Source organism: Amycolatopsis sp. NPDC114484, from assembly GCF_055633755.1.
This window is the reverse complement of the sequence record NZ_JBVKDQ010000007.1, coordinates 377,786-404,027: the sequence shown is the minus strand read 5'-3', so window position 1 is coordinate 404,027 and position 26,242 is coordinate 377,786. Positions and strand designations below refer to the sequence as shown.

At 67.5% G+C, this 26,242-nt stretch carries 23 protein-coding genes; 11 read left to right on the top strand and 12 right to left on the bottom strand.

Going from position 1 to position 26,242, the window contains the following annotated elements; all coding sequences use genetic code 11:
- Positions 1–94: 94 nt before the first annotated feature.
- The 6 genes from ACZ7SW_RS20425 to ACZ7SW_RS20400 are packed head-to-tail and all read right to left on the bottom strand — an operon-like array spanning position 95 to position 5,893.
- Positions 95–1,303 carry a ketosynthase chain-length factor gene (locus ACZ7SW_RS20425; RefSeq protein ID WP_470231990.1) on the bottom strand — a complete coding sequence of 403 codons (1,209 nt, stop codon included), beginning with the start codon at positions 1,301–1,303 and terminating at the stop codon, positions 95–97.
- The gene (locus ACZ7SW_RS20420; RefSeq protein ID WP_470231989.1) at positions 1,300–2,568 is read right to left on the bottom strand and encodes a beta-ketoacyl-[acyl-carrier-protein] synthase family protein; all 1,269 of its coding nucleotides are present in this window, start codon (positions 2,566–2,568) and stop codon (positions 1,300–1,302) included. The genes ACZ7SW_RS20425 and ACZ7SW_RS20420 overlap by 4 nt, the downstream gene beginning before the upstream one ends.
- On the bottom strand, positions 2,565–2,996 hold the full coding sequence (locus ACZ7SW_RS20415) for a cupin domain-containing protein (protein WP_470231988.1): 432 nt from the start codon (positions 2,994–2,996) through the stop codon (positions 2,565–2,567). The genes ACZ7SW_RS20420 and ACZ7SW_RS20415 overlap by 4 nt, the downstream gene beginning before the upstream one ends.
- A gap of 17 nt (positions 2,997–3,013) precedes the next feature.
- Positions 3,014–3,334, bottom strand: a complete 321-nt coding sequence (locus ACZ7SW_RS20410; RefSeq protein ID WP_470231987.1) for a TcmI family type II polyketide cyclase — start codon at positions 3,332–3,334, stop codon at positions 3,014–3,016.
- Between the two features lie 46 nt (positions 3,335–3,380).
- Positions 3,381–4,412, bottom strand: a complete 1,032-nt coding sequence (locus tag ACZ7SW_RS20405; RefSeq protein ID WP_470231986.1) for a methyltransferase — start codon at positions 4,410–4,412, stop codon at positions 3,381–3,383.
- 29 nt (positions 4,413–4,441) lie between these two features.
- On the bottom strand, positions 4,442–5,893 hold the full coding sequence (locus tag ACZ7SW_RS20400) for a peptide MFS transporter (RefSeq protein ID WP_470231985.1): 1,452 nt from the start codon (positions 5,891–5,893) through the stop codon (positions 4,442–4,444).
- Between the two features lie 224 nt (positions 5,894–6,117).
- Between ACZ7SW_RS20400 and ACZ7SW_RS20395 the strand changes: the two genes are divergently transcribed.
- From ACZ7SW_RS20395 to ACZ7SW_RS20385, 3 genes are all read left to right on the top strand, one after another.
- A complete protein-coding gene (locus ACZ7SW_RS20395; protein WP_470231984.1) occupies positions 6,118–7,326 on the top strand; it encodes a cytochrome P450 in 1,209 nt (402 codons plus the stop codon).
- A 10-nt stretch (positions 7,327–7,336) separates the two neighbouring features.
- Positions 7,337–8,146 carry an acetoacetate decarboxylase family protein gene (locus ACZ7SW_RS20390; protein WP_470231983.1) on the top strand — a complete coding sequence of 270 codons (810 nt, stop codon included), beginning with the start codon at positions 7,337–7,339 and terminating at the stop codon, positions 8,144–8,146.
- A gap of 700 nt (positions 8,147–8,846) precedes the next feature.
- Positions 8,847–9,410 (top strand): sce7726 family protein, encoded by a 564-nt coding sequence (locus ACZ7SW_RS20385; RefSeq protein ID WP_470231982.1) that lies wholly within the window; start codon positions 8,847–8,849, stop codon positions 9,408–9,410.
- On the opposite strand, the gene ACZ7SW_RS20380 is transcribed toward ACZ7SW_RS20385, so the two are convergent.
- The gene (locus tag ACZ7SW_RS20380; protein WP_470231981.1) at positions 9,376–10,407 is read right to left on the bottom strand and encodes a beta family protein; all 1,032 of its coding nucleotides are present in this window, start codon (positions 10,405–10,407) and stop codon (positions 9,376–9,378) included. The genes ACZ7SW_RS20385 and ACZ7SW_RS20380 overlap by 35 nt on opposite strands.
- A gap of 1,121 nt (positions 10,408–11,528) precedes the next feature.
- Between ACZ7SW_RS20380 and ACZ7SW_RS20375 the strand changes: the two genes are divergently transcribed.
- The 6 genes from ACZ7SW_RS20375 to ACZ7SW_RS20350 all read left to right on the top strand — a co-directional run bounded on the left by ACZ7SW_RS20375 (position 11,529) and on the right by ACZ7SW_RS20350 (position 19,648).
- Positions 11,529–11,822, top strand: coding sequence for a WXG100 family type VII secretion target (locus ACZ7SW_RS20375; RefSeq protein ID WP_470231980.1), 294 nt, complete (start codon positions 11,529–11,531; stop codon positions 11,820–11,822).
- The gene (locus ACZ7SW_RS20370) at positions 11,822–13,303 is read left to right on the top strand and encodes a CdiA C-terminal domain-containing protein (RefSeq protein WP_470231979.1); all 1,482 of its coding nucleotides are present in this window, start codon (positions 11,822–11,824) and stop codon (positions 13,301–13,303) included. Before ACZ7SW_RS20375 ends, ACZ7SW_RS20370 begins: the two co-directional genes overlap by 1 nt.
- Positions 13,304–13,319: 16 nt before the next feature.
- Entirely contained in the window at positions 13,320–13,793 is a 474-nt protein-coding gene (locus ACZ7SW_RS20365) for a SitI3 family protein (protein WP_470231978.1), read from the top strand.
- 372 nt (positions 13,794–14,165) lie between these two features.
- Entirely contained in the window at positions 14,166–14,363 is a 198-nt protein-coding gene (locus tag ACZ7SW_RS20360) for a hypothetical protein (RefSeq protein ID WP_470231977.1), read from the top strand.
- The gene (locus tag ACZ7SW_RS20355) at positions 14,360–14,668 is read left to right on the top strand and encodes a colicin immunity domain-containing protein (RefSeq protein WP_470231976.1); all 309 of its coding nucleotides are present in this window, start codon (positions 14,360–14,362) and stop codon (positions 14,666–14,668) included. Before ACZ7SW_RS20360 ends, ACZ7SW_RS20355 begins: the two co-directional genes overlap by 4 nt.
- A gap of 1,140 nt (positions 14,669–15,808) precedes the next feature.
- Positions 15,809–19,648, top strand: coding sequence for a DEAD/DEAH box helicase (locus tag ACZ7SW_RS20350; RefSeq protein WP_470231975.1), 3,840 nt, complete (start codon positions 15,809–15,811; stop codon positions 19,646–19,648).
- 565 nt (positions 19,649–20,213) lie between these two features.
- On the opposite strand, the gene ACZ7SW_RS20345 is transcribed toward ACZ7SW_RS20350, so the two are convergent.
- From ACZ7SW_RS20345 to ACZ7SW_RS20325, 5 genes are read right to left on the bottom strand one after another with little or no spacing between them, the layout of a single operon-like run.
- Entirely contained in the window at positions 20,214–20,597 is a 384-nt protein-coding gene (locus ACZ7SW_RS20345) for a hypothetical protein (RefSeq protein WP_470231974.1), read from the bottom strand.
- On the bottom strand, positions 20,594–21,532 hold the full coding sequence (locus tag ACZ7SW_RS20340) for a metallophosphoesterase family protein (protein ID WP_470231973.1): 939 nt from the start codon (positions 21,530–21,532) through the stop codon (positions 20,594–20,596). The genes ACZ7SW_RS20345 and ACZ7SW_RS20340 overlap by 4 nt, the downstream gene beginning before the upstream one ends.
- Complete coding sequence (locus ACZ7SW_RS20335) at positions 21,529–21,930, bottom strand: cupredoxin domain-containing protein (protein ID WP_470231972.1); 402 nt, start codon at positions 21,928–21,930, stop codon at positions 21,529–21,531. The genes ACZ7SW_RS20340 and ACZ7SW_RS20335 overlap by 4 nt, the downstream gene beginning before the upstream one ends.
- Before the next feature lie 38 nt (positions 21,931–21,968).
- Positions 21,969–22,649 carry a QcrA and Rieske domain-containing protein gene (locus tag ACZ7SW_RS20330; protein WP_470231971.1) on the bottom strand — a complete coding sequence of 227 codons (681 nt, stop codon included), beginning with the start codon at positions 22,647–22,649 and terminating at the stop codon, positions 21,969–21,971.
- Positions 22,646–23,227 carry an RNA polymerase sigma factor gene (locus ACZ7SW_RS20325; protein ID WP_470231970.1) on the bottom strand — a complete coding sequence of 194 codons (582 nt, stop codon included), beginning with the start codon at positions 23,225–23,227 and terminating at the stop codon, positions 22,646–22,648. Before ACZ7SW_RS20325 ends, ACZ7SW_RS20330 begins: the two co-directional genes overlap by 4 nt.
- 115 nt (positions 23,228–23,342) lie before the next feature.
- Between ACZ7SW_RS20325 and ACZ7SW_RS20320 the strand changes: the two genes are divergently transcribed.
- Together ACZ7SW_RS20320 and ACZ7SW_RS20315 are read left to right on the top strand one after the other, a co-directional pair.
- A complete protein-coding gene (locus ACZ7SW_RS20320; protein WP_470231969.1) occupies positions 23,343–24,614 on the top strand; it encodes a vanadium-dependent haloperoxidase in 1,272 nt (423 codons plus the stop codon).
- 1,124 nt (positions 24,615–25,738) lie between these two features.
- A complete protein-coding gene (locus tag ACZ7SW_RS20315) occupies positions 25,739–26,239 on the top strand; it encodes a D-alanyl-D-alanine carboxypeptidase family protein (protein WP_470231968.1) in 501 nt (166 codons plus the stop codon).
- The last annotated feature ends 3 nt before the right edge of the window (positions 26,240–26,242 follow it).

Genomic DNA, 26,242 nt, shown 5'->3' with positions numbered 1-26,242 from the left:
GCCTCCAAACAGGACAACCTTTCGACGAACATCAGGCCTTTCCACCTCCGCTCACTGCTGCGGCTTGACTTTTAAGAACCTGAGATGTCTTTCCTCACTGCTCGGTGTCCTTGCGCACCACCAACGCGGCATTGAAGCCGCCGAAGCCACGCGCTACCACCACGGCGACCCGGAGAGGCACTTCTCTCGGCCGTCGGCCGACGAGGTCGATCCCGCACCCGTCGGCGAGCTTGTCCACGCCCGTGGTCGGCGGGATCACGTTGTCGCGCAGCGAAAGCAGCGCCGTTGCCAGGTCGAGCGCCGCGCCGCCCGCGTACAGCCGCCCGGTCATGGTCTTGGGGGCGGTGACCGGAATGCCATACGGTCCGAACACCTTGGCGATGGCCGCCGCCTCCGTGCGGTCGAGGTCCACGACCCCCGCCGCATCGGCGAAAAGCACGTCCACGTCGGCTGGTGTCAGGCCGGCGTCGTCAAGTGCGCCCTCGATCGCCGCGGCGAGACGGGACGGTCGACCGGATCCCGGCGGCGGGTCGAAAGTCGCCGCGTAGCCGGAAATCACGCCATACCGCCGCGCACCCGGTCGAGCCGGTTCCAGCACGAACATGGCACCGCCTTCGCCGGGAACATAACCGGAAGCGTCCGCCCCGAAAGGCGCATAGGCCCTCTCCGCGTCTCTGCTGGTGGACAGCCGCCCGTTCGAGATCTGCGCCACGAGCCCGTACGGACACAGCGAGGCGTCGGTTCCACCGGTCACCACCAGTCGCGCGCCCGACCGGAGGACCCGGCGGGCCTGGCCGATCGCATCCAGCCCGCCTGCCTGCTCCGCGGCGATCGCTCCGCAGGAGGCCCTCATCCCGTGCCGAATGGACACCTGGCCGGTGGTGGCCGCGTAGAACCAGGCGATCGACTGATACGCACCGACCCCGGTCGGCCCGTTGCGCCACAACGACTGGATCTCCCGCTGGCCGAATTCCGTTCCACCGGACGAACTGGCCGTCACCACGGCCATCTCGTACTCCGGCACCTCGGCGGGCACCACCTTTGCGTCGGAGAGAGCCTGGTCCACGGCCGCCAGGCCGAGGTGCGTCCAGCGATCGGTCTGCGGAACGAGCCGGTCCGGCACGGCCCGCTCAGTGACGAACCCGGTGACCTCGCCCGCCAGCGCGACTGGGTAACCGGACGCGTCGAACCGCTGAATGGGCGCGATCGCGCTCCGGCCCGCCAGCACCTGAGCCCAGTGCTCCTCCAGCCCGGTCCCGGTCGGCGCGACCACGCCGATCCCGGTGACAGCCGCCGCGATCACCGGTGACCGCCGGGCGAAGTCACGACCATGGCCGACTGGAAGCCGCCGAAGCCGCTGCCGACGCTGAGCACACCGTCCACCCGCCAGTCACGTGCGTGCAGTGGCGTGTAGTCCAGGTCGCACTCCGGATCGGGCGTGCGGAGATTGGCGGTCGGCGGCACGACGTCGTGTTTGATCGCCAGCACGCACGCCGCCACCTCGATCGAGCCGATCGCTCCGAGCGAGTGGCCGACCATGGATTTGATCGAACTCACGGGCACTTGGTAGGCATGATCGCCCAGGCTCGTCTTGAAAGCCGCGGTCTCGTGGCGGTCGTTCTGGCGGGTTCCCGAGCCGTGGGCGTTGACGTAGTCGACGGCGGTCGGGTCAAGGCACGCCTGGTCGAGCGCTGCCGTGATCGCCTCGGCCATCTCCCTGCCGTCCGGCTTGAGACCGGTCATGTGGAAGGCGTTGCTGCGCGCGGCGAAGCCGGCGATCTCCGCGTATACGGGAGCACCTCGCCGGCGAGCACGCTCGGCCTCCTCGAGCACCAGCACGGCCGCGCCCTCGCCGAGCACGAAACCGGCGCGGTCGAGGTCGAACGGTTTCGATGCGTGTTCGGCGTCGTCGTTGGCGGGCGAGGTCGCCTTGATCGCGTCGAAGCAGCCGACTGTGATCGGCGAGATAGGCGCGTCCGTGGCTCCGGCGAGCACCACGTCCGCACTGCCCTCGCGGATCAGTTCGGCTCCGTGGCCGATGGAATCCAGTCCGGACGTGCACCCGTTGGAGATCAGGGCGACCGGACCCTCGGCCCCGACCGCCCAGGCCACTTCGACCGCCAGCGAGCTGGGCACCATGTAGTCGTAGAGCTGGGGAACCGCGTACTTGTGGTCGACCAGCCAGTCCCGGCCGCCGTTGCTCAGCACCAGGTATTCCTCTTCCAGGCCCATGGTGCAGCCGACCGCGCTGCCTAGGCTCACGGCGGTCCGGTGCGCCGGCAGCACATCGGACGCCAAGCCGCTGTCCGCCAGCGCTTCCCGGGCCGACACCACCGCGAACTGCGCCGCCCGGTCCATCCTCCGGATCTCCTGGCGGCTCAGCCCCTCCGCCAGCGGGTCGAAGTCGCACTCGGCCGCGATCCTCGACCGGAACCCGGTCGCGTCGAACAGCGAAATGGCTCTGGTGGCAGTCCGGCCCGCGGTGAGCTGATCCCAGAACGCCTTCACCCCGACACCGCCCGGCGCGACCACGCCGATCCCGGTCACCACCACCCGCCGGGCGCTCATTGCGCGCCGCCCGCGAACGGGTGCGGGGCCTGCGGGTCGGCCAGCTCTTCGGTGTCCACGTGGCCCAGTTCCGGGCTGGGAGCCAACGGACTGAGGTGGAACACCGCCTGCGCGGTGCTGGTCCCCTGGTTCTCGGCGCGATGCGGGACACCGATCGGCACCATCAGGGCGTCACCCGCGTCCAGGCGTACGCAGTCGTTGCCTGCCCGCAGGTGGATGGTTCCGCGGGTGACGTAAAGGAACTCTTCGGAGTACGGGTGCAGGTGCTCGGTGACCGACTCGCCGGGAGCCAGGGCAAGGGTGCCCATGAACCCCGACGTCGCAGCGACGGTGCGCGGGCTCAGCAGCACTCGGACGTCGCCGCCTCGGCGACGGTTGCTCGGGGTCTCCGACCACGAGACACGGACTGGTCGGTCGTCTGCGGACACTGCGTTCCCCCTGTCGACTAGTGGCTCTGCCACGTGTAGAACGGCTTGGCCATGGCGTCCTTCGGCTCTTTCCAGTTCGGGTCGTACGGTGTGATGAGCTGGCCCAGTTCGCTGTTGAGTCCTTGGTAGAGCGAGTGGCTGCGGGCCTGGTAAAGGCGCTCGCTGATGTCCTCGTCCGCCTGCACGAGGTGGAAGTACAGGTCGTGGAACGCGAACAGCACTCGACGGTGCACGCCGATCAGACGGGGCAGTTCGGAAGCGTCCGATCGGCCAAACGCCTCGGCCACAGCGGGAGCGTTGCCCGGGTCCATCCGGGCGACGATGAGCGTCTGGTGCACGGGTTCCTCCTTGAGGGAATCGGTCGGTCCGGCGAGGCGGGCCTGGTCAGTCCTCGAGCGGCTTTCGCGCGGTGACCAGCGAGTCGTGGTCGTCAAGGGCCACCACGTGCGGCTCAGCGAAACCCGCGCCGGACAACCACTCGACGCACTCGGCTGCGGTGTACTCGCTGCCCCCGGGGGTGGCCAGGAGCATGTTGAGGCTGACGAGCAGGCTCGACGCGCGACGCGACCGGTCGTCGTCGATCATCGGGTCGTAGATCAGCACGTGGCCGCCCGGCGGCAGCGCGCGGAACGCCGCCTCGACCAGCTGCCTCCGCTCGGATTCCCCCCAGTCGTGCAGGACGTGGCCGAACACCAGCACGTCTGCCGTCGGCAGGTCGTCGCTGAAGAAGTTCCCGCTGTGGAACGAGATCCGGTCGACCAGACCGGTCCCGGCTATGTGTTCGTCGAACACGGGGCGGACGGGCGGCAGGTCGAACACGCCGCCGTGCAGATGCGGGTGCGCGGCCGCAATGGTCGCGGCCACCGTTCCGCGACCGCCGCCGAGGTCGACGAACGAGCGAACCCGCGACCAGTCGAACGCATCCGCGAGCTTCGCCGACAGCGGCGCGGTGAGGTAGTCCATCCCTACCATATACGAGCGCCAGGTCGCTGTGTCGTCACGGTACTGCTCAGTAAACATGGCGCTCGTATCGCGGGTTCCGTTCTGCGGCTCGCCCGTGCGCAGCCCTTCGACCAACCTGGCCCATCTGGTGTCGGCCATCCGCAGGAACCGGCCGAGGTACGAAGGCTTGCGTTGGTCCAGGAACTGGCTCGCCGCCGGCGTCGCCCGGTAGCGACCGTCCACACGGGACAACGTGTCGAGCGCGACGAGAGCGTCGAGGAAGTCGGCCGTGCCACGGGGATGCAGGCCGAGCCGAGCGCGGATCTCCTCCGCTGTCAGGGCTTCGTCGTCGCAGAGGCCGAAGAGTCCCAGTTCGGCCGCGGCGAGAACGGTGTGGCGGGCGAAGTTCGAGATGCCTAACCGCCAGATGTCGGCCGGTCCGGCGGCGGTCGGTTGGGACGTGGTTACGGTCATGGACACTCCTCGGTCGGAAAACTGACGGGTCATACCGCGAGCAAGCGCTCCAGCCGGGCGCGCAGGACGATCAGCGCCGCGGCGACGCCGATCGGCACCAGGCCGAACAGTCCGAAGTAGCCGGCCGCGCCCAGTGCGCCGAACAGTCCGGCGCTCTGCCCGCCGACAGCCGCGCCCAGCGCGGCCGAGAGCCACCACACGCCCATCATCTGGCTGCTGAAAGCAGCCGGGGCGATGGTGACTGTCAGAGCCAGGCCGATCGGCGCGAGGGCGAGTTCACCCAAGGACTGGAGCAGATAGGTGGCGACGAGCCAACCGGGCGCGACCGGCCCGTCCGCGGTGAGCACCGCGACGGCCATCACGAGGTAAGCCGCGCCGGCCAGCGCCAGGCCCGCCGCAAACTTCGACGAGACCCCTGCCCGGGGCCCCATCCGTGACCACAGCGCGGCCGCGATCGGGGCTCCTGCCAATACGAAGAGCGGATGCAGGGCCTGGAACCAGCCGACGGGCACCACCGCACCGAAGGCCGCGCGATCGGTGTGGAGTTGCACGAACATGGTGAGCACGGTGGCGGACTGGCTGGACAGTGCCCAGAACACCGCCGAGCAGCCGAAGATCCAGCGGTAGCCGCGAACCCGGACCCGTTCGGCGTCGGAAGTGGACGGGTGGCGCAGGATTGCCCGGAAGGCCAGCACGGGTACCACCAGAACGGCCAGGCCCACCAACGCGATGACGTGCTGGGGCTGGAACGCGCCAAGGAGGACGTCCACCGCGATGAGCACGCACGCTGCCACGACGACAACCGCCGCTCGGCGGCCCGCCAGGGCCCGGACCCGCGACCCGGCCGGATCGGCAGGCACGGCACCGATGTCGCCGAACCTCCTGATGCCGCGCAGGAAGCAGAGAATGCCGATCAGCATCCCGGCCGCCGCCGCGCCGAATCCCACGTGCCAGTCGATGCGCTCGCCGAGGAACCCGGTGACGATCGGCGCGAGCAACGCGCTGATCTGGATGCTCATGTAGAACACCGAGAAGCCGGATTCCCGTTGTCCCTGCTCGTGTTGCGAGTAGCAGGAGCCGAGCAGGGCCGTCATGTTCGGTTTGAGCAGCCCGGTCCCGGCGGCGATCAACAGCAAGCCGAGGTAGAACGACGCGATGGCCGGCAAGGTCAGGCACAGGTGCCCGGCGGCGATGCCCACCGCGCCCCAGAACGAGGCCCGCCGGGTGCCCAGAATCCGGTCCCCGAGCCACGCCCCCGGCACCGCGGCGACGAAAGCGCCCGCGATGTACGTCGCGACGAGCGCGCCGGCGGTGCTCGCGGACAGGCCGAGCCCGCCATGGCCGGGCGAGTCCACCGCGAACAGGTAGAGGATCGCGACCATGCCGAAGAAGCTGAAGCGCTCCCACATGTCCAACATGAACAACGACACGAACCACGAGCGCCGCACAGCGGGCGGAGCGGTATCGGCCGTTCGCGTCATCGCCCCTCCAAGATCGGATTCCGGTGTGCCTCCCATCGTGCCGACCCGGGTTGAAAGCGGGCTGGAACCGAGCTGGAGGGATCAGCGTTGCCGGACCCCGTGCCAATCCGGCGCGGTGCCGCCCGGGGTTGCCCCGCAGCGCTTTGGCCACGGCACAAGCCGCCTTCAAACGCGGTACTGCACCATCGGCCACGACATCGATCCGCCACGAGAGGACCATGGCCGTGGAAACCACACCATCCGCGTCGGACGAATTGCTCGCTTTTCCTTTTCCCACAACGACTCCCTGGGAACCGGCGGCCGAATTCTCCCGGCTGCGGGCCGAGCGGCCGGTGGCCAAGGTACGTTTGCCGTCGGGCGATCAGGCATGGCTGGTGACCGGCTACGCAGAGAACAAACAGGTGCTGGGCGACCCGCGATTCAGCCGGGCGACCGCGACCGCGCCGGGCGCGCCCAGACTGCAGCCGGTGCCCCCCGATCCGAACTCGCTGCTGTCGATGGATCCACCGGAACACAGCCGGCTGCGCAGGCTCGTGTCCCGCGCGTTCTCGGCGCGCCGCATGACCGCGCTGCGGCCGAAGATCGACAGCACCGCCGCCGACCTCGTCGACGCACTGAAATCGGCGGGCCCGACAGCCGACCTCGTGTCCGGATTGGCCATGCCGCTTCCGATCGGCGTCATCTGCGACTTGCTCGGCGTACCAACAGACGGACGCTCCCGCTTCCAGCGGTTAGCGGACACAGTGCTGTCGTTGACCGCGCACCTAACCGAAGAAGTCCAAGCGGCGCGGGAAGAACTCAACGACTACTTCCTGCACTTGGTCGCGGTCAAGGGCCGGGAACCTGGCGATGACCTGATCAGCGAACTGGTCTGCGCGCAGCGAGAGTCCGAGAGCCTGAGCGTCGACGAACTGGTAGCGCTGGGCCGCACGCTCCTGACAGCCGGGTTCCACACCACGGCGAACCAGATCGCCCTCGCCTCGCTGTTCCTGCTCCGCCACCCGGATCGGCTGCGCGACCTGGCGGCGTCGCCTGCGCTGGTCGAGCCGATGGTCGAGGAACTGCTCCGGCTCAACCCGTTGACCGTCGGCGGCGGACTGATCCGGATCGCGACCGCCGACATCGAAGTCGGCGAGGTCCTCGTGCATGCGGGCGAGGGGGTCCTGCCGGCGATAGGCTCGGCGAACATGGACGATCTGGTGTTCGCCGATCCCGGCGAATTCCGCCCCGGTCGTCCGCAGGCGCACATCGCGTTCGGCCACGGCGCGCACTACTGCCTGGGAGCGATGCTGGCTCGGATGGAGCTGCGTGCTGCGCTCGCCGCTTTGGCCCGCTCACTGCCGGAGATGCGGTTGGCCGTACCGCTGGAGGAACTGCGCTTCACCACCGGCCGTCTGTTCCGCGGCCTCGCCGAACTGCCCGTCGCCTGGTAACGGAGGACCGATGATCGAGCACAACACCCGATCCGCGCCGCACGGCTACACGCTTCCGCTGTCGCCGTCCGGACGGGCGTCCCTGGTCGCGCCACCGCCATGGCACTTCTCCGGCGAGTTCGTCTGGATCGACTACCGCGTCGACCCTGACCGCGCAGCCGCTTTTCTCCCGCCGGAACTCGCTCTCGGCCCGGACGCCGGTGCGGCAGCGGCGGCGTTCTCCCGCTGGCAGTGGTGCACGGACAGCGAAGCCGAACTGGACGATCCAGCCCGCTGCCAGTTCAGCGAGTTCATGCTCCTGCTGTCGGTCGTGCACCGCGATCGGCCCATGGCCCGCTGCCCGTACGCCTGGGTGGACCGCTCGGTGCCGCTCGTCCGCGGCTGGGTGCAGGGGATGCCCAAGCAACTGGGCTCGGTCCGGATGACCGAAACGGTCCGCGCGGGCCGGGCCGGGCCCCGTGCGGCCGCGGGGGCCGCCTACCGAGCCTCGCTGGCCGCGAACGACCGGCGGATCGTCAACGGCCGGGTCGTCCTAACCGGTGAAGCGCCGGCCCCGCCTGTGCTGAACACTCTGCCGCTTGCCCACACCAGGACCTTTCCCGCCTGGGTGCCGAGCGGCACCGAGGTCGACGAACTGGTGTCCAGCAGGGTCGCCGACATCGAGTACTCGACAGTGTGGAAAGGCAGTGCCGAGCTGGAGTTCGCCCCAGACGTGCTCACAGCCGACCAGGACCTGGCCGCGCTCCGTCCAGTCACGGTGGGCGACGGCTACGTGTTCGCCTACGGCGAGACCCTGCTGGGCGGGAAAGCCCTCAGCTGATCGACCGTACGGGCTAGGCGGGGGTGCTGGCGTTGAGGGGCGAAGGCCTTCCAGCCTCCCACGTTCGTGACTGGGAATGGTGCGCCCGCTGTACTGCTGCGGACGACAACGTCGCCCGCAACCCAAAGATTCGCGGCCGCTCACCGTGGGATTACGCAGAAGAGACCGAGGGCAAAACGCACATCCGGCGGTACCCGTACGCGCTGTGACGTGGCTCCGCCCTCACGTCGGCAGGAACAGACGTGTGGATAGTGTGCAACTCGCCCCTCGGACACGTGGGGGTTCAAGTCCCTATGGACTTGAACCCGTGTCTCGATGCCGGTGGCTCTGATCCTAGTGAGGATCAGAGCCACCGGCCTTTGCTGCTTCGCGGGGAAACCGATCGTCTGGCCTGCCGAGTGAAACGAGGTCGGTCACCTCTTGCCAGGCCAACGACGAACCTGAGGGGCTAATCGAACGCTGCGACTGCCGCCTGGTCCGTGCCCGTGAGCCTCGCCGCGAGCGTCCCGATAGCACTTGGCCGCAGACTGTCCGGCTGGTCGTATACGGAAGGACAAGGGGAGGCTTGTCGGTCCGGCTGGCGTTCGGAGGCCCGAGTTGGCCGCGCCACTGGCGCAGGGTAGGGAGGCGAACTCTTGGGGCGTTCAGGGAGCAGCCCGGCCAGCGGCTGGGCGGAGCAGATGTGACGTATGGTGCTCGAGTGAACGACCGCGACATCCGGACTGCTTTGCGCGCGCACCTCGAGTCGACAACATTAAGCGGTGCGATCATCCGCGACGAACTCGGGCTGTGTCTGGGAGACACCCGAGTCGATATCGCGGTTATCGGGCATACTCTCGCCGGGTTCGAGATCAAGAGCGACCGCGACAGGCTTGACCGGCTGCCAGGCCAGATCGATCGATACAGCCGGGTGCTCGACTTTGCCACCCTGGTCTGCGGACCTCGTCACGAAGCCAAGGCATCAGCCATGCTGCCCGCCTGGTGGGGCATCTGGGTAGCCGACGGCCGCGACGGCCAGATTGCCTTCCAGCCGATACGTGGGGCATCACGCAATCCGTCCCCCGACCCCTACACCGTCGCTCAGTTGCTCTGGCGCGACGAGGCTATGGCCGCCCTGCGCCTGCGCGGCCTTCATCGTGGGCTCTCTTCGGCGACTCGCTTTCGGCTCTGGGAGCGCATGGCGGACACGATGTCGATCGATGACATTCAGCGAACCGTGCACGCTGCAATCATGGCGCGCCCAGACTGGCAAGCCTGCTCGTGACGTATTCGAGGTGATGACTCGTCCCGTACGCCCGCCATTTTTTAGGATTGCCAGGGCCTATCTCGTTGGCGACGACCTTGGCGATGCACGAATCGCCCCAGCTCAGCTCTGCGCCCCCGAAATCCGGTAGCTGAGACATGATCCGGCAGATCTCGCGATATTGCTCGTTTCCTCGCGGATCGTTTTTCCTGCCACGCAAAACCATCCAGTGACCATCTACTGCGTAGCGGATATTCGGCGGAGGATTGGCCCGAACTGGGCGCGTATGCGGCGGGTAGGCGACGCCATAGTCGCCAAAAATCGGCTGCTGACGAAAGAAGTTCTTCCGCGATGCCAAGCCTGCCCACAGGCCGGTTTCCCGCCTGGGCAACGACGTCAGCGACCACGAATCCACCTTCGACAGGTTCTCCGGAAAAGCTCCGCCGGCGACCACGACAGAACGCCACCGCTCCAGCCGCGGAAGCCGCTCTAGATGTTCGATGGCTCGTTCGATCGCGCGTGAGACGGTCTGGTCGTCGCTCAGCGCGCCGAAGTCAAGGACCAAGTCCGCGTCATCGGGCTCGATGCGCAGGTCAGCAAGCAGGTCCGCCGCCCATATGGCGAGGTCTTGGGGGTCCTCGCCAAGGTCCGCCGCATCGATGCGCAAGCAGCAGCCACGTCTGTCCACAGCCAATGCCCGACCCAGCAACTCCACAACTGATGCTTCGTCATCGAAATGCACGGCAGGAACGACCTTGGCCTGGTAGTGCCGAGCCTCGCTGAGCACCTCTTCCCACAATGCTGGCTGACCGGCGGCGCCAAGATGGCAGAGATCGATGACCACCATCTCGCTAAGCGGCCAAACGGTCCTGATCTCACGGACGAACCAGGACACGTCAAGTTCTGTAGCGCCGGACTTTGGCACCGCTTCGATCAGCGGCGTGACTGAACTCGCCGTACTTCGGGCCATATGGGCAAGTGCCTCGAACTCGCCGCCCTTGCCCTTCAGAATGGGCATGTACAGTGCCCCCATCACACCCCCTACTACCCGTTGTTTAAAGTCGAGTACACAGAGTGTGCAATGTCAAGCCGCCGATCGTGGGGCGATGGAACTCGGCTCACAGGGCGCTCCCGCCATTCACTGAACGAGCTGAGCAGTGGGTTCCGCAGAACCGCTCGCTCGCCGAAGGTCTCGACGGCGTCCGGGAACGCGCACGTCTCGGCCTCAACCCGACGGACCGGCGCTCGTGCGTGACAACCTTGGACACCTTGACCGCTGGCCGGAAGCCGGCCGAGACCGCCCTTCGAATTCTTCAGCTAGCGCGCCCCACCTAGGCGCCACAAGCAAGCGCCGGACAGCGGCGCCGAAGTCTCGGAGCCCGAGCATGTGAGTAGCGAGCAAGATCGTCTTCGGCCACAACATTGCCCCAGGTCAGTACTCTGAAAACTCGCGCTGCGGCACTTCCGCGACATGGTTAATCCGAATGCGCAGGGCAAAGCTGGCGGCAACACGCCGGACGAGGACACAGTGGACATGTAGTGGCCGGTGTTCAGCGGAACGGCCAACGACCTCAGCCAGACCCGGCCCGGAGACGCTGCGCGGCGAAGTGCCTCGTATCCGGCCGGTCCGTGGGTACGCCGCCAGCGCTGACCAGGCCCGCGACACGCGCGATTGCTCCTCGCACGGAAGCAGTGTTGGGGGTGGGCCGTCCGACGGACCGCCCCCAACCTGGGGTGACCGCATTGTTTTCGCAGCTCGCCGGTGAGCGGGTCGTGCTTGAAGTGCGCCCCACCGTGAACGCTTCCGCGGTCCCTCGGAGCGTGCACTCGCCCACGGTGTTCGGCTTCTCGTCCGGCTCGGCGGGCATCAGGCCGCCTCCGGACATGGCGAAGGTGCGCCGGGCGTGCTCAACCGCGTGCACCATGCCCTGGCCAATGCCCCAGATGTACACGAGTGGTCGGGCAGCACAGCGCCACGACGCCGGCGCAACCAGCTCAGGAACGCCGAGCCCACTTTAGCCGGAGAAACCGGACAATACTGGGCGTTACGGACTGGCTACGGAAAAGCATCACAGCTGACCCTTCGCTGGCTTAGCCTGGCGTCGGGGAGAAGGTGCGGACCTTCCGAGGGAGAGGCCAGTGGATCAGCTGACGGCGGACTTCGCCGTACTCAGTGATCTGGCGGATTCGATCGCCAGGCACATCGACGCGACGACCGAGGACCTTGACAGCGTCGAAGAACTCGTGCGCGACCTCGGGCGGAGCTGGCACGGCGAAGCGCACGACCGCTTCCACGACGCGATCGACGAATGGTCCCGCTCGGCCCGCGAGCTTCGCGACCAGTTGCACTGGGTACGAGAGGTCGTCCTGAACGCCCACGACAACCACGCGCGGGCAGTGCACACCAATGTCTCGATCTGGCGGGTGTCCTGATGCCGCCTGCGGTAGCCGCAGCTCAAGCCGCGCCGTCCACGCGGGTCAAAATCGTGCCCACCGACTTCCACTCCGCGGCGCAGCACTTCGTCGACGCCCAAGGCGGACTGGAACAGATCCGGCAGAACTTCCTCAACGCTCTCGACGCCGCCTCCGGTGCCGCAGGGGCGTGCGACGGCGCCCACCAGTACCAGAACGGCTGGGCCGCGGCGATGGACTCGATCGTCAACGACGGCTTCCGCACCGCCTTCGACCTGCTCGGCTCGATCGGCAAGGGCATCGATGTCTCCGCCCTCAACCACGTCGGCGCAGATCAGTCGAGCGTGCCCGGCAACCCGGGCGGGCCGCCGCGTGCACCGCTGACGCCACAACAGTGGCCGGGGAACACCGACTTCGCGGTGCTCACCGGCGACTCGCCCTGGTGGATGCCCGGATTCCTGGAAAAACACATCCCCACCGCGGACACCGACCGGCTCGACGACGCGGTGACCGCTTGCCGCAACGCGGGCGGAGCGGTCCAGGACCTCGTCAACGGCCTCCACGCCCAGCTGCAAAGCCTGGTCGGCAACAACAGCTCAGACGACCTGACCGCGCTCGAGCAATTCTGGCAGCGTGCCGCAGGACCACAGTCGATCCTCGCCGAACTGCCGGCCGTACTGGGAAAACTGGGCGAAAGCCTGGTCGACTTCCGCGTCTGGAACGTGGACACCCAGCAGAAAATCAAGGACAAGATCAAAGAAGTCGTCGACGACATGGCCGTCGTCGGTGTCATCCTCGTCATCGGCAGCATCGCCACCGACGGCGCCCTCGACGTCCTCATCGCCGCGGTAATCGAGGGCCTGGAATTGTTCGGCGTCGACGCCGCGGGCGCACTCGTCGCCCCGGTGGCCGAAGTGGTCACCGCCGCCGAAGCCGTCCTGATCACCGCAGGCGGCGCGATCGCGATCACCCAAGGCGTCGTGCCGGCCATGCAAACAGCGATGAGCAGTACCCCGAACCCGAACGTCGAAGGCGCCGACGCCACCAAGATCAGCGACCAGGTCAGCGGCCACACCGAACCTGCCCGAGCACCGGACCCCAATGCGAAACCCGGCGGCCGCCCGACAAAGATCCCGGAACGAGCCGACCCTACGACACGCCGCGGGCTCGAACGCGAGAACGAATCCGCCGACATTCTCGCTCGCGCTGGCTACGACGTCGAACAGAACCCCGGAGAGATGCCCAACGGCACGAAGCCGGACTACCGCATCAACGGAAAAATCTTCGACAACTACGCCCCCTCGGCGGACGCCCCGCGCAGCATCGCGACAGCAATCGAAAAGAAGGTCGGAAGACAAGCCGACCACATCGTGGTCAACCTGGGCGACAGCCCGGTCACCGCGGAGGCGTTGAGCGAACAACTGAAAACCTGGCCCATTCAAGGTCTCAAGGAAGTAATCGCGGTCGACCGCGATGGCACCATTGTCCATCTGTTCCCTTGATGACCGAGGAGGTCACATGTCACTCGACTACAGCCTGGACCTGACAACCCGTCTGACACCGGAAGAGGTCGCCGAAGAGGTTGCCAAGGCCGGCCTGTCGCTGGGGATCGTCGAGAAAACCGTCACCGCTCAACAGCTGCTCGCGTCGAGCACGACGACCCGCCAGACCTGGCTGCAGGTCGGCCCGGCCCGCCCGCAACCGTGGCACCCGCAAGTATCCGAACTGGGCACCATCACGCCCACCGTCCAAGTACTGTTCGAGCTTGACAAACACGACCAGGTCGTCGAACAGCAAGAAGACCTGATCCGCCTCACCACCGCTCTGCTGGAACGCATTCCCGGAGACGCTGTCTTCAGCAACCTGGACGTGCTCTGGCTGGTCCGCAAGAACGGTGCCCTCGACATCCACGAAGACAACGACTTCTGGACCTCCGAACGCCTCGCCCTGCTCCCCCGGCCCTACAAGCGCCGCAGTCACCGATACGAATGACCGTGACAGGGGTGGTTCCCTGGCGATACCTCCGTGCCGCTCGGCACGCCACGGCGTGCCGCATTCGAGAAACCCTGACCCCATTTCGGATCGAGTGCATGCGCTACTTCAGAATTCGTCGCTGATCAGGTGCTCCCCCTGGAGTTCTCGGCACCCGTCCGGCCTATAGTGCTCGTGTCACGGGCGGATGGCCCGCTGGGACGGAACCTTCTTGGCGGCTTCACCAGCGATGAACTCACCGTGCACCAAGTCCCTGAACCGGACTGTCCGAACGGCCAGCTGCTGAGCCACTTCAAACACGCAAAGGACTTCAGCGTCGACCAGAACCGGAGCAACGCCAGCGCCAAAGCCAACTAGGACGCGCTGCGAAAGTTGGCGGAAGACCTGGCGAACTCGATCAAGACAGCGGACGTCGGCCGCTGCCGCTGGGACCCCGCGATCCTGATCTACAACGAGAACACCCGCGTCTGCGAGACGCTGGCACCTGATGGAGCATACGGGACGGGTTCGAAACTGAACGTCCAGCAGCTTCGCAACGTCATCGAACGAGGATCCTTGGGCGGGGGGTGAAGGTGAACGCTTCCGAAGAGAACAAGCGCGACAGAGCCGATTACGGCGAGCTGATCGCGCGGTTCGTTGACCGCACGATCGACACTGGCCAGTTCGAGCAGCAATACCTCCACCTGATTAAGAACGACGAAGCCCTGCACCCCGACCACGTGTTCGCCGTCCTCGACGAACTGTTCTCCGAGGTCGACGAGTACTTCGTATCGCCGGAAGCTTCACCAGCACAGCGACGTGACCTGGACGAAGCCTTGCGCCAGCACGCTGCAGCTGCGCTGGCACGCCTGCAGCAGCTCGGCGCACTCGGATAACCAACGCGCGCTACGCCCGTGGAGTCACCTTCCGCCGACAGTAGGCCAGAGCCAAACCGACGTGCTGCCTTCTACGGGAAAGCTCCGTCGTTCACTGGGCCAGGTGCAGGCGTGTGGCTAGTGTGCAACTCACCCCTCGGACACTGGGGGTTCAACTCCCTAGGGATCCACCAGATCGGTGGTGCGGTTGGAGACGCAGCCGCCCCGATTGCTTATCGCACTTCGTTTCTGTCGGTGCGATCCGGCATCCCTCTCACGAAGTCCGTCTCCGCGGGGTCGTTGCTGAGGCATTCGGATCGGCCAGCTCGGTTCGGGCGAGATCGCCGGGTCCACGCAGCGTCGGCACCCGGAGGAGCAGCATGTTCTCGCCTCAGTCCCCTCCCCGGACGAGAACGTGAAATCGTTCTGCAGGCGTCTCCGCCCGCCCGGCCGGTGTCAAGTCGCACCGCGGGCGATCCCGTCCGGCAACGCCACCCCGGCTTCGCGCAGCACCGACGGAGCTGCGGCTAAGCCCCCCAGACCAATGTGCCGGCGATCCGCCGACAACACGGCCGACACACCCGTCATCAACCCTGCCACGGCAACAAACAGCGATCGCGACCGCGCCGCCCCAAGCGCTCGGCATACCGCTTGCGACGATGCACTCGGCGGCCGCCCGGAGGGGCTCGCGTACGCGATTCACCGCTTGGACAAGACGCTGTCGCCAAGCACACTGTTCACATTCGCGCGCTCAGCTCTGGTCTCAGGGGCAATCTCGCTGGCGTCAGCCAACACCCCCTTACAGATCAGCGTAATACCGTAGATGAGCCGGACCCGTCGCACCACGCGTGCGACAGCGAATAGGTAATTCCAAATCTCCGTCCAGCTTTACTGGCGACGCCTAGGACGTCGGCCCACGAAGTCCGAATGAGTCCGTCTGTCCGGAAGCGTGACTGAGCGGGAAGAGCCGGTCGGATCCAGGCGGACCTGGACATGTCGTCGGTCCATGCCTCACCAGCACGACGGGATGACGGCAGCCCGCCACGCACGACGACTGTCTGCTGAGCGCCAACGCGATACCGCATCAGCCGTCCGGCGAAGTTGTCGAAAGGCACGGGTGTAAGGTCACGGCGCAGCAACTGGCTTGAGGGGGTCAGGGGTATGGAACACGGGAACGCCGAGCTGGAACGCCAAGCGCAAATTCTCCGCTACTGGCGGGCGGTGGAGTATTTCAGTCCGCCGAAAGTCGATCCGATCGATCCCCGCAAAGGGATGCGTGCGGTGATGCACGGACGTGCGTTGCCCTGGGAACAGGACACGCTCGGCCCGGCGAAGGACAACTGGACGTGGCGGCACACGGTGTACGCCGGAGTATTCGACGTCGGCAAGGTGCGTGAAGTACTCCAGAACACCCTCCGTGCGCCCGAGGACGAACACGATTTCGACGGTCGCGTCGGGGGCAAGAGCGCACTCCTGAGTTTCGCCGTCGACAGCCGCGGCCGTTTGCTGCAGGACAGCGTTACTCTTTCCACCTGTGGGTGGGCCGTGAGCAGGACCCTGACGCCAGGTCCGGACGATGACGCTTGGCTGGCTGGATTCGAAACGGACGAGGAGCAGCTGCGAGCTTATCTTCTTGAGATCGGTGATGGCAAGATTCCGGTCGAACCGGGCGGCAAACGAGAGACCGGACTTGTCGCCGGCACAGCGGCCCGGCTCGCTCTCGACGTCGTGACCGGGGGTATCGCGTCACTGCCGTCGGTGCTGGGCGCAGTTGCCGCACCGTCGGTCGGTCCGATCGCCGCGAAGGTTATCGAGAAAGTCGGTGATGCGCTGGCCAAGGATCTCAATGAAACAATCAGCGCGACAGCGAAACACAAGAAAGAGCAACCCGCGGGACAGCGGATCGAAGAAAGGGGAAATGCCGGCGAGCCAGAGCCTCCGCCGATCGGCCTTGGCACGAAGGTTTTGACCGTAGACGACCTAGCCGCCATCACCCGGTGGGTCTCCGAGACTCTGGGTGTAGCGGAGGAGTTGAAACCGGACACGGTCCGCGTCAAAAGCTACCAAGTACCCTTGAAGTCCAGCGACGACGTATCGACCGACGAGTTCCTCAACAGTTTCTACGCCGACGATCTTGATCGAGTAGCCGACGCAGTAGCAAGCGGCGACGCCGGCGGAGCGCTGGCAGCATATCTGCGCGCCGATGAATCCATCGACGTTTCGCGCAGAGTCGACTTGCGTACGTCTCCGCATACCATGCTGCGGTCTTTGCAGCCGGCTTCGATGCCGCTCGGGCGTTGGCCGGCTGCTCCGGACCGTCCGTTGACACTGAGCCAGCAGTTTTCCATCAACGAGATCTTCAATGGATTCAAGGAGCCGACAGCGCGCGGCGTGTACGCGGTCAACGGTCCCCCTGGAACAGGCAAGACGACGATGCTACGCGACATGATCGCCGCTTTGGTGGTCGAACGCGCCCTCCGACTAGCGAAGCTCAAGAACGCGAGCGACGCATTCGAGAAGTCGTCTGTCGCGTGGGAGGTGGGCGAGGATTCCAAGGTCTACAGGCAGGCCATCTTTCCGCTGCACTCCGAACTGACGGGCTTCGAGATCGTCGTCGCTTCGTCGAACAACGGAGCAGTAGAGAACATCACGCTCGAGGTACCGTCCGTGACCAACGTCGACCTCGAATCGTTTCCCGATGCCGATTACCTCGCCGGACCCGCCAGCCTGCTGGCTGGAACGCCCTGCTGGGGCGCAGTCGCGGCCCGCCTGGGCCGGCGGGACTACCGATCTGACTTCGTCGACCGATTCTGGTGGGGAAGCACTGGCCGGCGAAAGAATGCTCCGAAGAAATCCTCGGAGCTTCTCGGTCTACAGAAGATTCTCAAAGCACTCAAGGACGGTACCGCAGCCCAAGTGCCGTCCTGGGAGGACGCCGTCAAGCAGTTCAACGCCGCGGTGGACGAGGTGCGACTGCTCGCCGAAGAGAGGCAGGCAGTGGCGGCATCTCTGGGGCGACTTGACGAACCGGATGCCTTGCTGCGCCTCTTGCGCGGCAAGGCCGAGGACGCACGTGATCAGGCGACCCGGCTCCAGGCCCATAGCGACAACCTGAGACGGCAGGCCAAGGCTGCCCGCGACGAGCGCTGGCGTGCAGAGAACGAAGTCGAGAAAGCGCGGAACGCCCTCACGACCTCGAAAAAGGAGTGCGACCGAGCGAGCTTCCACGTCAAGGCAGCCAGTACCGCGCTGTACAGCCACATCTCGGGTAAGCCCGGCCTGGTCCGCAGGCTCTTCTCACGGCGCGCCCTGAGCGAATGGCGCGGCGAGGCACAACCCCTTGCCGAGGCGCTCGACCAAGCTGACCGCCTGATGAACGCGGCCGACGCAGCCTATCGTCGGAGCGCCGCACTGCTCACTTCACAGCAACGATATCTGCACGAAGCAGCCGAAAGAGAGCAGAGGAATTGGGCCTGGCTCTCCCGGTGCGAGCGAGAAATCGAGCTCGCGGCCGCCGCAGTCGGTTCAACCGACAGCGCGGTGGCAGCCCGGCGAGCGGAGCTCAAGCTCGAAGCCCAGCGGCTCTCGGAGGCGCTTCGCGAATGGCCTGCCCACGTGCCGGGCGCCGAATGGCAAGCCGAACCCGGCGACCTGCCGGCAATGGAGCGACGGGAGACCTCTGCGCCTTGGATGGACGAGGAATTCGCCGCGGCCAGGTCGAGAGTCTTTCTCGCCGCGCTGGAGCTCCATCAGGCAGTGCTGGCCGCCGAGCCCCGCCGGTGCTGGGGCAACCTGCGCGCGGCGATGGACGTGGTCGGCGGTAGCGCGCCAGCCGATCTCCCGGCGAGCACAGTACTGGCCGCCTGGCAGATGTTGTTTTTCGTCGTGCCAGTCGTCTCCACGACGTTCGCGTCGATGTCGCGGATGTTCAGGTCCCTGGGCCGCGAGGCACTCGGATGGTTGTTCATTGACGAAGCCGGGCAGGCCGTGCCGCAGGCAGCCGTCGGTGCTCTTTGGAGGACGCAGCGCGCCGTCGTTGTCGGTGATCCTCGGCAGCTGGAACCCGTGCTCACCCTGCCGTGGTCCGGCCAGAAACGCCTGTGCCGGCAATTTCGGGTCGACCTGCAATGGGCCCCGAAAAACGCGTCCGTCCAGTCGATCGCGGATCGGCTGAACGCCTTCGGGACCTGGCTGCCAGCGCCTGACGACGAGGGATACACCTGGGTCGGTTCTCCCCTGCGTGTCCACCGCCGGTGCGACCGGCTCATGTTCGAGGTTTCCAACAAGATCGCCTACGACGGCATGATGGTCTACGGCGTGCCGCCGCGCCCGGATTTCGATCTCATCGCACAGGACACCTGGCTCGACGTCCGTGCCCAGCCGAGGGGCTCCTCCAAGTGGAACCCCGTCGAAGGACGCTACGTCGTCGCCACACTGGACACCATCCAGGAACGCATCGCCCACCGCATGGAGTCCGAACTGGCAGACGCAGGCACCGCACTTCCCCCCTGGGCCGAGAACGACCGGACGCGGAAGCTGGAACTCACTCGGCGGGTCTCCGAAGCGGTGTTTGTCGTCAGTCCGTTCCGCGAAGTCGTCGACAACCTCCGCACCGTAGTCGGATCCCGGCTCTTGCCAGGATCGAATCGGCTGGGCACCGTCCACACAACTCAGGGGAAAGAAGCAGATATCGTCCTGCTCGTCCTCGGCACGGCTGCCGACCAGGCTTGGTCACGCGACTGGGCAGCACAGGCACCCAATCTTCTGAACGTTGCCGTCACCCGCGCCCGCCGCCGTCTGGTCGTCATCGGCGACTATCAAAACTGGTCCGGGCACCTCAACTTCGAAGTGCTCGCGGCCTACGGCCAGGAAGGCGCGGACCACCTCCTCAAAGTCGTCAACCGCGAGGGCAAGTCACCCGATTCGTGGGCGGCTGCAGCGAGGCGAGCCGCACAAGGCACTGGAACGAGAAGCCGATTGGAATCCGGCGCCGTCCGGTGAACCCGCGTCGGATCTCCGACTGAGGAAGAACTTTGACGCGGTGCTCCCGGAGTACGCGGACTATGTCAAAGGCCGAGCGCTTTGCCCCAGCGTGAGCGTTGTGGATAGTGTGCAACTCGCCCCTCGGACACATACGTTAGACACACGGGGAGAGGCGGTCACTACGACCGCCTCTTTTTCATTGTTGTAGCGGACCGGACCTGCGTCCGCAGCCGGAGAGACAACAGGTGCTCGACCGCGCGTACGAACGAGTCCGCGACGCCGGCCTGCTCGGTTGGGTCACCTACCGACTCGTCACCGCCGGACGACCAATGGTCACGCCCGGTCACTCACTAGGAGTGACCCGCGAAGCGCTCCCCCGCGCGAAAAGCTCGGGGTCAGATCATCGGCGTGCCGAAAATGCCTGCGGTAGGCGCGGATTGGTCGGCGATGGCGGTGCAGGTGCGGCACCGGTCCACGCCACTGTCCTCGGCCAGTTCGGCCACCGCAAAGCGGATGCCCCGTCGCGAGGCCGTGAACCGGAGCGCACCGCGGGGGCCTGCCGCTCGCGGTGCGCCGCCGGAGTTCAGGTGTGGGCTGTCCGCGTGGATTGGCGCGCCCGGTAAAGCGTGATCGCGACCAGGACGAGCACTGCGGCTTCCGCCAGGACGCTCAGCAAAGCCTCCGGCGCGGGCTGGAAGCCCCGTTCGGAAAAGCCGAACAATCCGGTCGTCCGTGAAAGCACGAAGCCCGCCAAGGCGCCCGCTGCCAGCGCGGCGGCCGCCAGCCGCAGCAGGAAGGGGGCACCCAGAGCCACCAGCACGGCCACCGCGAACGCCGCGGAAGCCTGAACGAGGAACGACGGTCCGATCACCGGGATCACTCGATAGCCGCCGATGTACAGCTGCGCGTGGAGATAGCCGCTCACCGCGAGGAACACCGCCGTCGCGAGGCGGAGGACGGTGTTCATGCCAGCTTCACGTCCTTCACCGCCAGGCCCGGCCCGCCGGGGCGGTAGGACACCTCGCGGATGCCGAGCGCGTCCTTGAGCTTGCCCGCGGGCAGCGTCACCGGCGTCGGCGCCGGCCGCGATCCCGGCTGGGGCAACGGGTACGCGGTCGTCGTCGCGCTGTGGAAGGTGATGTTGCCTTCCGTCTTCGTGAAAAGCTGGTGCACGTGCCCGTTGAGGCAGGTCACCGACGAGAACCGCCGCAGGTACGAGAGCGCCTGGGTCGCGTCGTCGGTCCCCCAGCCCCACGCCGGGTACATCGCGAACATCGGGATGTGGCTGAACACCACGATCGGCGTGTCCGAACCTAGCTTCGCGACGTCCTTGCGCACGAACTCCAGCTGTTCCGGGCCCAGGTGGCCGAGCTTTTCCAGGCTCAGCGTGTTGACCAGCGCGATGAAGTGGACGCCCTTGACGTCGAAGCTGTACCAGCCGTCGCCCGCCGTGCCCGCGCCGAACGCCTTGCGGTACTTCTGGCCGGCGTCGTCGATCGAGTCGTGCTCGCCGGGCACCGTGGCCACGTGCCCGGTGTCGAGGGCACCCATCATCTGCTTGACCTGGTCGAACTGGGCGGGCGTCGAAAGGTGCGTCAGGTCGCCGGTGTGCATGACGAAGTCCGGGCGGTGGCCGAGGGCGTTGATCTGCGTGATGGCCTCGGAAAACGACGACTCGACGGCGGTGTTCGAGGACCCGGTGAAGCCGAGGTGGCTGTCGCTGATCTGGACGAACCGCAGCGCGTTCGGGTCGCCGTCGGCGGCCGCGTCGTCCGGCGCGGCGATCCGGCTGATGACTTCGCCGCCGGTGACGGTCAGGACCACCGCGGCGCCGAACCACGCCGTGTGGCACAGGAGCTGGCGCCGGGTCATGCCTTCCGGGCTGTGGTCGTCTTCGGTCACGGGGTCACCGTCACGGTCGCCGTCATGAACGGATGGATGGTGCACAGGTATTCGAAGGTGCCGGGCGTGCCGAAAGTGTACTGATAGGACTGTCCGGTTTGGAGGGTCGGCGACCGCAGCGGGCCGCCGGATCCCGTACTGGTGACCGTATGCGCGTCCTGGTCCTGGTTGGTCCAGGTGACGGTGGTGCCCTTCTTTACCGTCGTCGCGGCGGGCGCGAACGCGAAATCCTTGATAGCCACGGCATTCGCGCTCGAGCTGGCGGCCGCGGTCGACGACGACGGCATCATCCCGGGCATCGACGTCATCGGCGCGGCGGGAGGCGGCGCGGCGGGAGGCGGCGCGCCGCAGGCCGTCAACGCCAGCGCGGCCGCAGTGATGAGCAGAAAGTGTTTCACCCCAACGGATTTCCTCATACCAGGAATACGTGCGGGGGTTACGCTCCCTCCACCGGTACCAGGACCTCGACGACGCCACCGGACTCGCGCACCACCAGGTGCGGCAGCGGCGGCGGGGTCACCGGCAGCTGGTGCGTGAGGACCGCGCCGTCGACGGCGAACGACGTCCGGTGGCACGGGCAGTTCAGCCGCCGGGCCGGCGCGTCCAGGTTCAGCCGGCAGCCGAGGTGCGTGCAGGTCGCCGAAACCGCGCGCACCTGCCCGCCGGAGCGCTGCACGAACCCGGCGACGGCCCCGAAGTCGAACGGCAGCACGCCGCCTTCGGGCAGGTCGCGGGCCGCGACAACAGCCCGCCACTGGCCGTTCTCGGGCCGCAGGGTCTTCTCTTCCGGAGGCGCGGCGGCCGGTTCGGCCCCGGACGTCACCAGGTACTCGACGCCCGCGCCCGCCGCGGCCGCCACCGCGGCGGCCGAGGACACCTGGATGAACCGGCGCCGGTTGCCGCCTCGCACGGGCTCGGGTTCGCGCAGCTCCTGGGCGAGCCGGCGGTGCAGCGCGGCGACGAACTCCTCGCTCGCCGCCGCACCACCGGGCCGGGCGGCGCGCAGCAGCACCGCGGTCCGCAGCTCAGCCTCGTCGCCGGGGCCGGCCTCGAACGGGCGCGGCCGGCGCCGGCGCAGGAGGTCCTTGACGAACCGGCGGACGCCTCGAGTGCTCACGTCTCCATCCCTTCCGCCAGCTGGGCCGCCTGGCGCAACGCGCGGTGCTGCAGCACCTTCGCGTTGCCGACGGTGGTGCCCAGCTCGGCCGCCGCCTCCTTCAACGAGCAGGCCTGCAGGAACCGCAGGCGCAGGATCCGGCCGTAGCGCTCGGGCAGCTGCGCGAGGATCGCCTCGGCGCGGACGAGCACGCCCGGGTCCACGGTGTCCGCTTCGAACGCGGCGATGTCGCGCTCCTCGTCCAGGGCGGTGATCTCCCGGCCGAGCGTGCGCCGCCAATGCCCGGCCAGCACCGTCCGCGCGGTGGCCAGCAGGTACGCCCGGACCTCGCCCACGCTCGCCGAGACCCGCAGCGGCCGCAACGCCGTCAGGAAGACCTCCGCGGTGAGGTCCTCCGCGTCGGGCCGGTTGCCGACCTTCGAGAACACCAGCCGGAACACGCGGTCGACGTTGTCGCGGTAGACCGCCTCCCAGTCCGGGTAGACGTCCGCGCCGACCGCGTGCAGCCGCGCGCGGGGCGCCGCGCCCGCTTCGTCCTGTTCGACGCGTCTGCGCCGGAACCGCTGTGCCACCGGCACCGCCCGCCTTCTCCCCCACCGCGTTCTTCCCACCACCAGAGGGATACGAACCGGGGTTACGCCGTAACCGGAGACCGTATCTGTGAACAGAGTTTCCGACGACCCGGGGAGAGAAATGACCACATCGATGTCACGCCGGCAACTGCTCGTCACCGGCGGGGCGGCCGCCGCCGTGCTCGCCACCGCCGGCCTGCCGAGACCCGCCGCCGCGGCGACGCCGATCCGATCGGGCGGCGCGGACGTCGTCCTCGCCTGGAACCGCGAGCTGCTGGCGATCGTGCGCACGCCCGGCCTCCAGCCTGCGACCGTGCACCCGACGCGCAGTTTCGCGCTGCTGCACGCGGCGATGCACGACGCCGTCGTCGCGACGACCGACAACGGGCATCCGTACCTGTTCACGCTCGATGTCCGGGGCCTCGCGTCGCCGGAAGCGGCGGCGGCGCAGGCCGCGCACGACGTCCTGGCCGCGCTCTACCCCACCCGGGCCGCGGAACTCGCGAGCCTGCTGACCGGGCAGCTCAACGGCATACCGCCGACCCCGCGCGACGGTGGCGTGCGAGCCGGGCGGCTGGTGGCCCGGTTGCTGCTCGGCCTGCGCGCGGACGACGGCTCCGCGGCGGTCCCGCCGGTGCTGACGCCGGGCACCGCCCCCGGGCAGTACCGGCCGACGCCGCCCGCGTTCGCGCACGCGGTGTTCACCCACTGGCCCGCCGTGACGCCATTCGTACTCGACCGGGCCGGGCAGTTCCGGCCCTGTCCATACCCCGCGCTGGACAGCGCCCGGTACGCGAGAGCGCTGAACGAGGTCGCCGCGACAGGCCGGGACACGAGCACTACCCGCACCGCGGACCAGACCGTGCAGGCGAAGTTCTGGGCGGCACCGATCTGGAACTACTGGAACGAGATCGCACAGTCGGTCGTCGGCGGTTCGCGCAGCAACCTGCTCGACGCGGCCCGGGTGTTCGCACAGCTGAACCTGACCTTCGCCGACGCCGTGATCGCGTTCTACGAAGCGAAGTACCACTACCGGATCTGGCGGCCGATCACCGCGGCCCGCCTCGCCGACAGCGACGGAAACCCGGCGACGGACGCGATCCCGGACTGGTCGAGCCTCGCCACCACCCCGGCGGATCCGGCGTACCCCGGCGCGCACAGCGTCGTCTCGCAGGCGGGCGCACTGGTCCTGCGCGAGGAGTACGGGTCGCGATGGGCACTGGAGGTCACGTCCGAGGCGCTGCCGAACGTGGTCCGGCGGTTCAGCACGTTCCAGGACGTGGCCAACGAAGCGGGGTTGAGCCGCATCCCCGCGGGCGTGCACACCCGGCTCGACCACGACGCCGGGCGCCAGCTCGGCCGCGACGTCGCCGCGTTCGTTCTGCGCTCCTGACTTTCGCGGTTGAGGACCTGCAGAACGACGCGGTGGAGCGGGGCGGGGCGGTGAAGGTGTGCGCCGGTGCCGGGACGAGGATGGACTTCATCCACTCGATCGCGAAGGAAAGCCACCGGGCGGGACGCTGGCGGGCGGTGAGGGTCGTGGCGAACAGACCGTCGGCGATCCGGACGAGCCTCAGGAACAGGTCCGCGTAGATCGTCTCCCCCGCGCGCGGGGGTCCTCGCCGGCGCCAGTCGACCTCGCCCGTGCCCGACCGGATGGGGCGCGGCTTCCCGTCCACGCACCACGAAACCGAGATGGGCCCCAAATCAAATTGGGTCGCCGCGCATGCGGGAGCGGCCTTCTCCGACCCCCAACGCTTTCCGCAGCACCCCCATGCGACCGCGGCAGTCCCTCGTTGCCAGGCAAAAGGGAACTCGAATAGCCATCTTCTTGGATGGGGTCAGAACGCGTCGCCGTCGGCCAGGACCTTGCTTGAGTTGTGTTCCCGGACGATCCGCCGGCCTTAGTCAACCCCTACCCGTCAACGACCAAACCCGTTGTGCGCGAGAACGGTGAACAAGTCTGGCACCTCCTTGGAGGTCTGCTCAGAAGTGCAGCGCGGCATCACCGTCTCCACACGCTCGGTGCGGCCGCGGCCAATCCCAACGCACTGCGCCGCCAGCGCAGCCCGCCCAGCACGGCCGCCGTCACGGCGACCTGGCACGCCGCCGCCCACGACCGCAAGCCGCCGAGCAGCAGGACATCCGTTCCGGAGACACAGGTTCACAACCAGTACGTCGCCCAAAGCCGCAGAACCGCTTAACCCGCCCGCCACGCCGCGAGCAGGTCGTCGGGCGGGGACGTCAGGTACAGACAAGCACTGGCGCGCAACGGGAATTTCGAGAGATTCGGGTGCGGCCACCGCACGACGTGCAACACCAGCACGTCTTCACGGCGACGACGAGGCTGCTTGAGCAGTTGCTCAAATCTCGGTTATGCTCTGATTTGAGCAACTGCTCAAGAGCGAGTTGGGCGGTCGTGCGCACGACCGGAGTGGGGGGTTAGTCGTGACGAGCGTTCTTGCCGATCGTGGCCGTGCACACCGCCGTGACCGTTGGTACAAGGCGGTTACCCGGATGCTGGCAGCAGCGCTGCTGCCGGTTGCGTTCGTGATCACGCCGCGCCGGGCTCGGCGCACAGCCTGCCAATGGGCCCTGGCGGTGCGTTTCCCCGCCGAGGACCTCACCGGCCTGACGCCGGCGACCCGTGCGGCGTTCACCGCGGCGCGCACGCACGCGTTGTGGCGGGACGGCGAGCTGATCGGGCTCACCTCCGGGCACCGGGATGCCGGGGAACAGGAACGGTTGTTCGCCGAGGAGGTCCGTCGGAGCGGGTCGCCGGCGGCGGCCCGGCGGCGGGCGCTGCCGCCGCACGAGTCCCGGCATGTCGCGGGCACTGCCCTGGACGTGCGACCTGTCGAGGGTTCGCGCTGGCTGGAGCGGAACGGCGCGCGCCATCACCTGTATCGGGTGTATGACAACGAGTGGTGGCATTTCGAGTACCGGCCCGCTGGCCCTCCGGAGCGACTGCCTCACCCGGGTGCCGTCAGCCACCGGCGGCCGGGGCCTCTACGGTGAAGC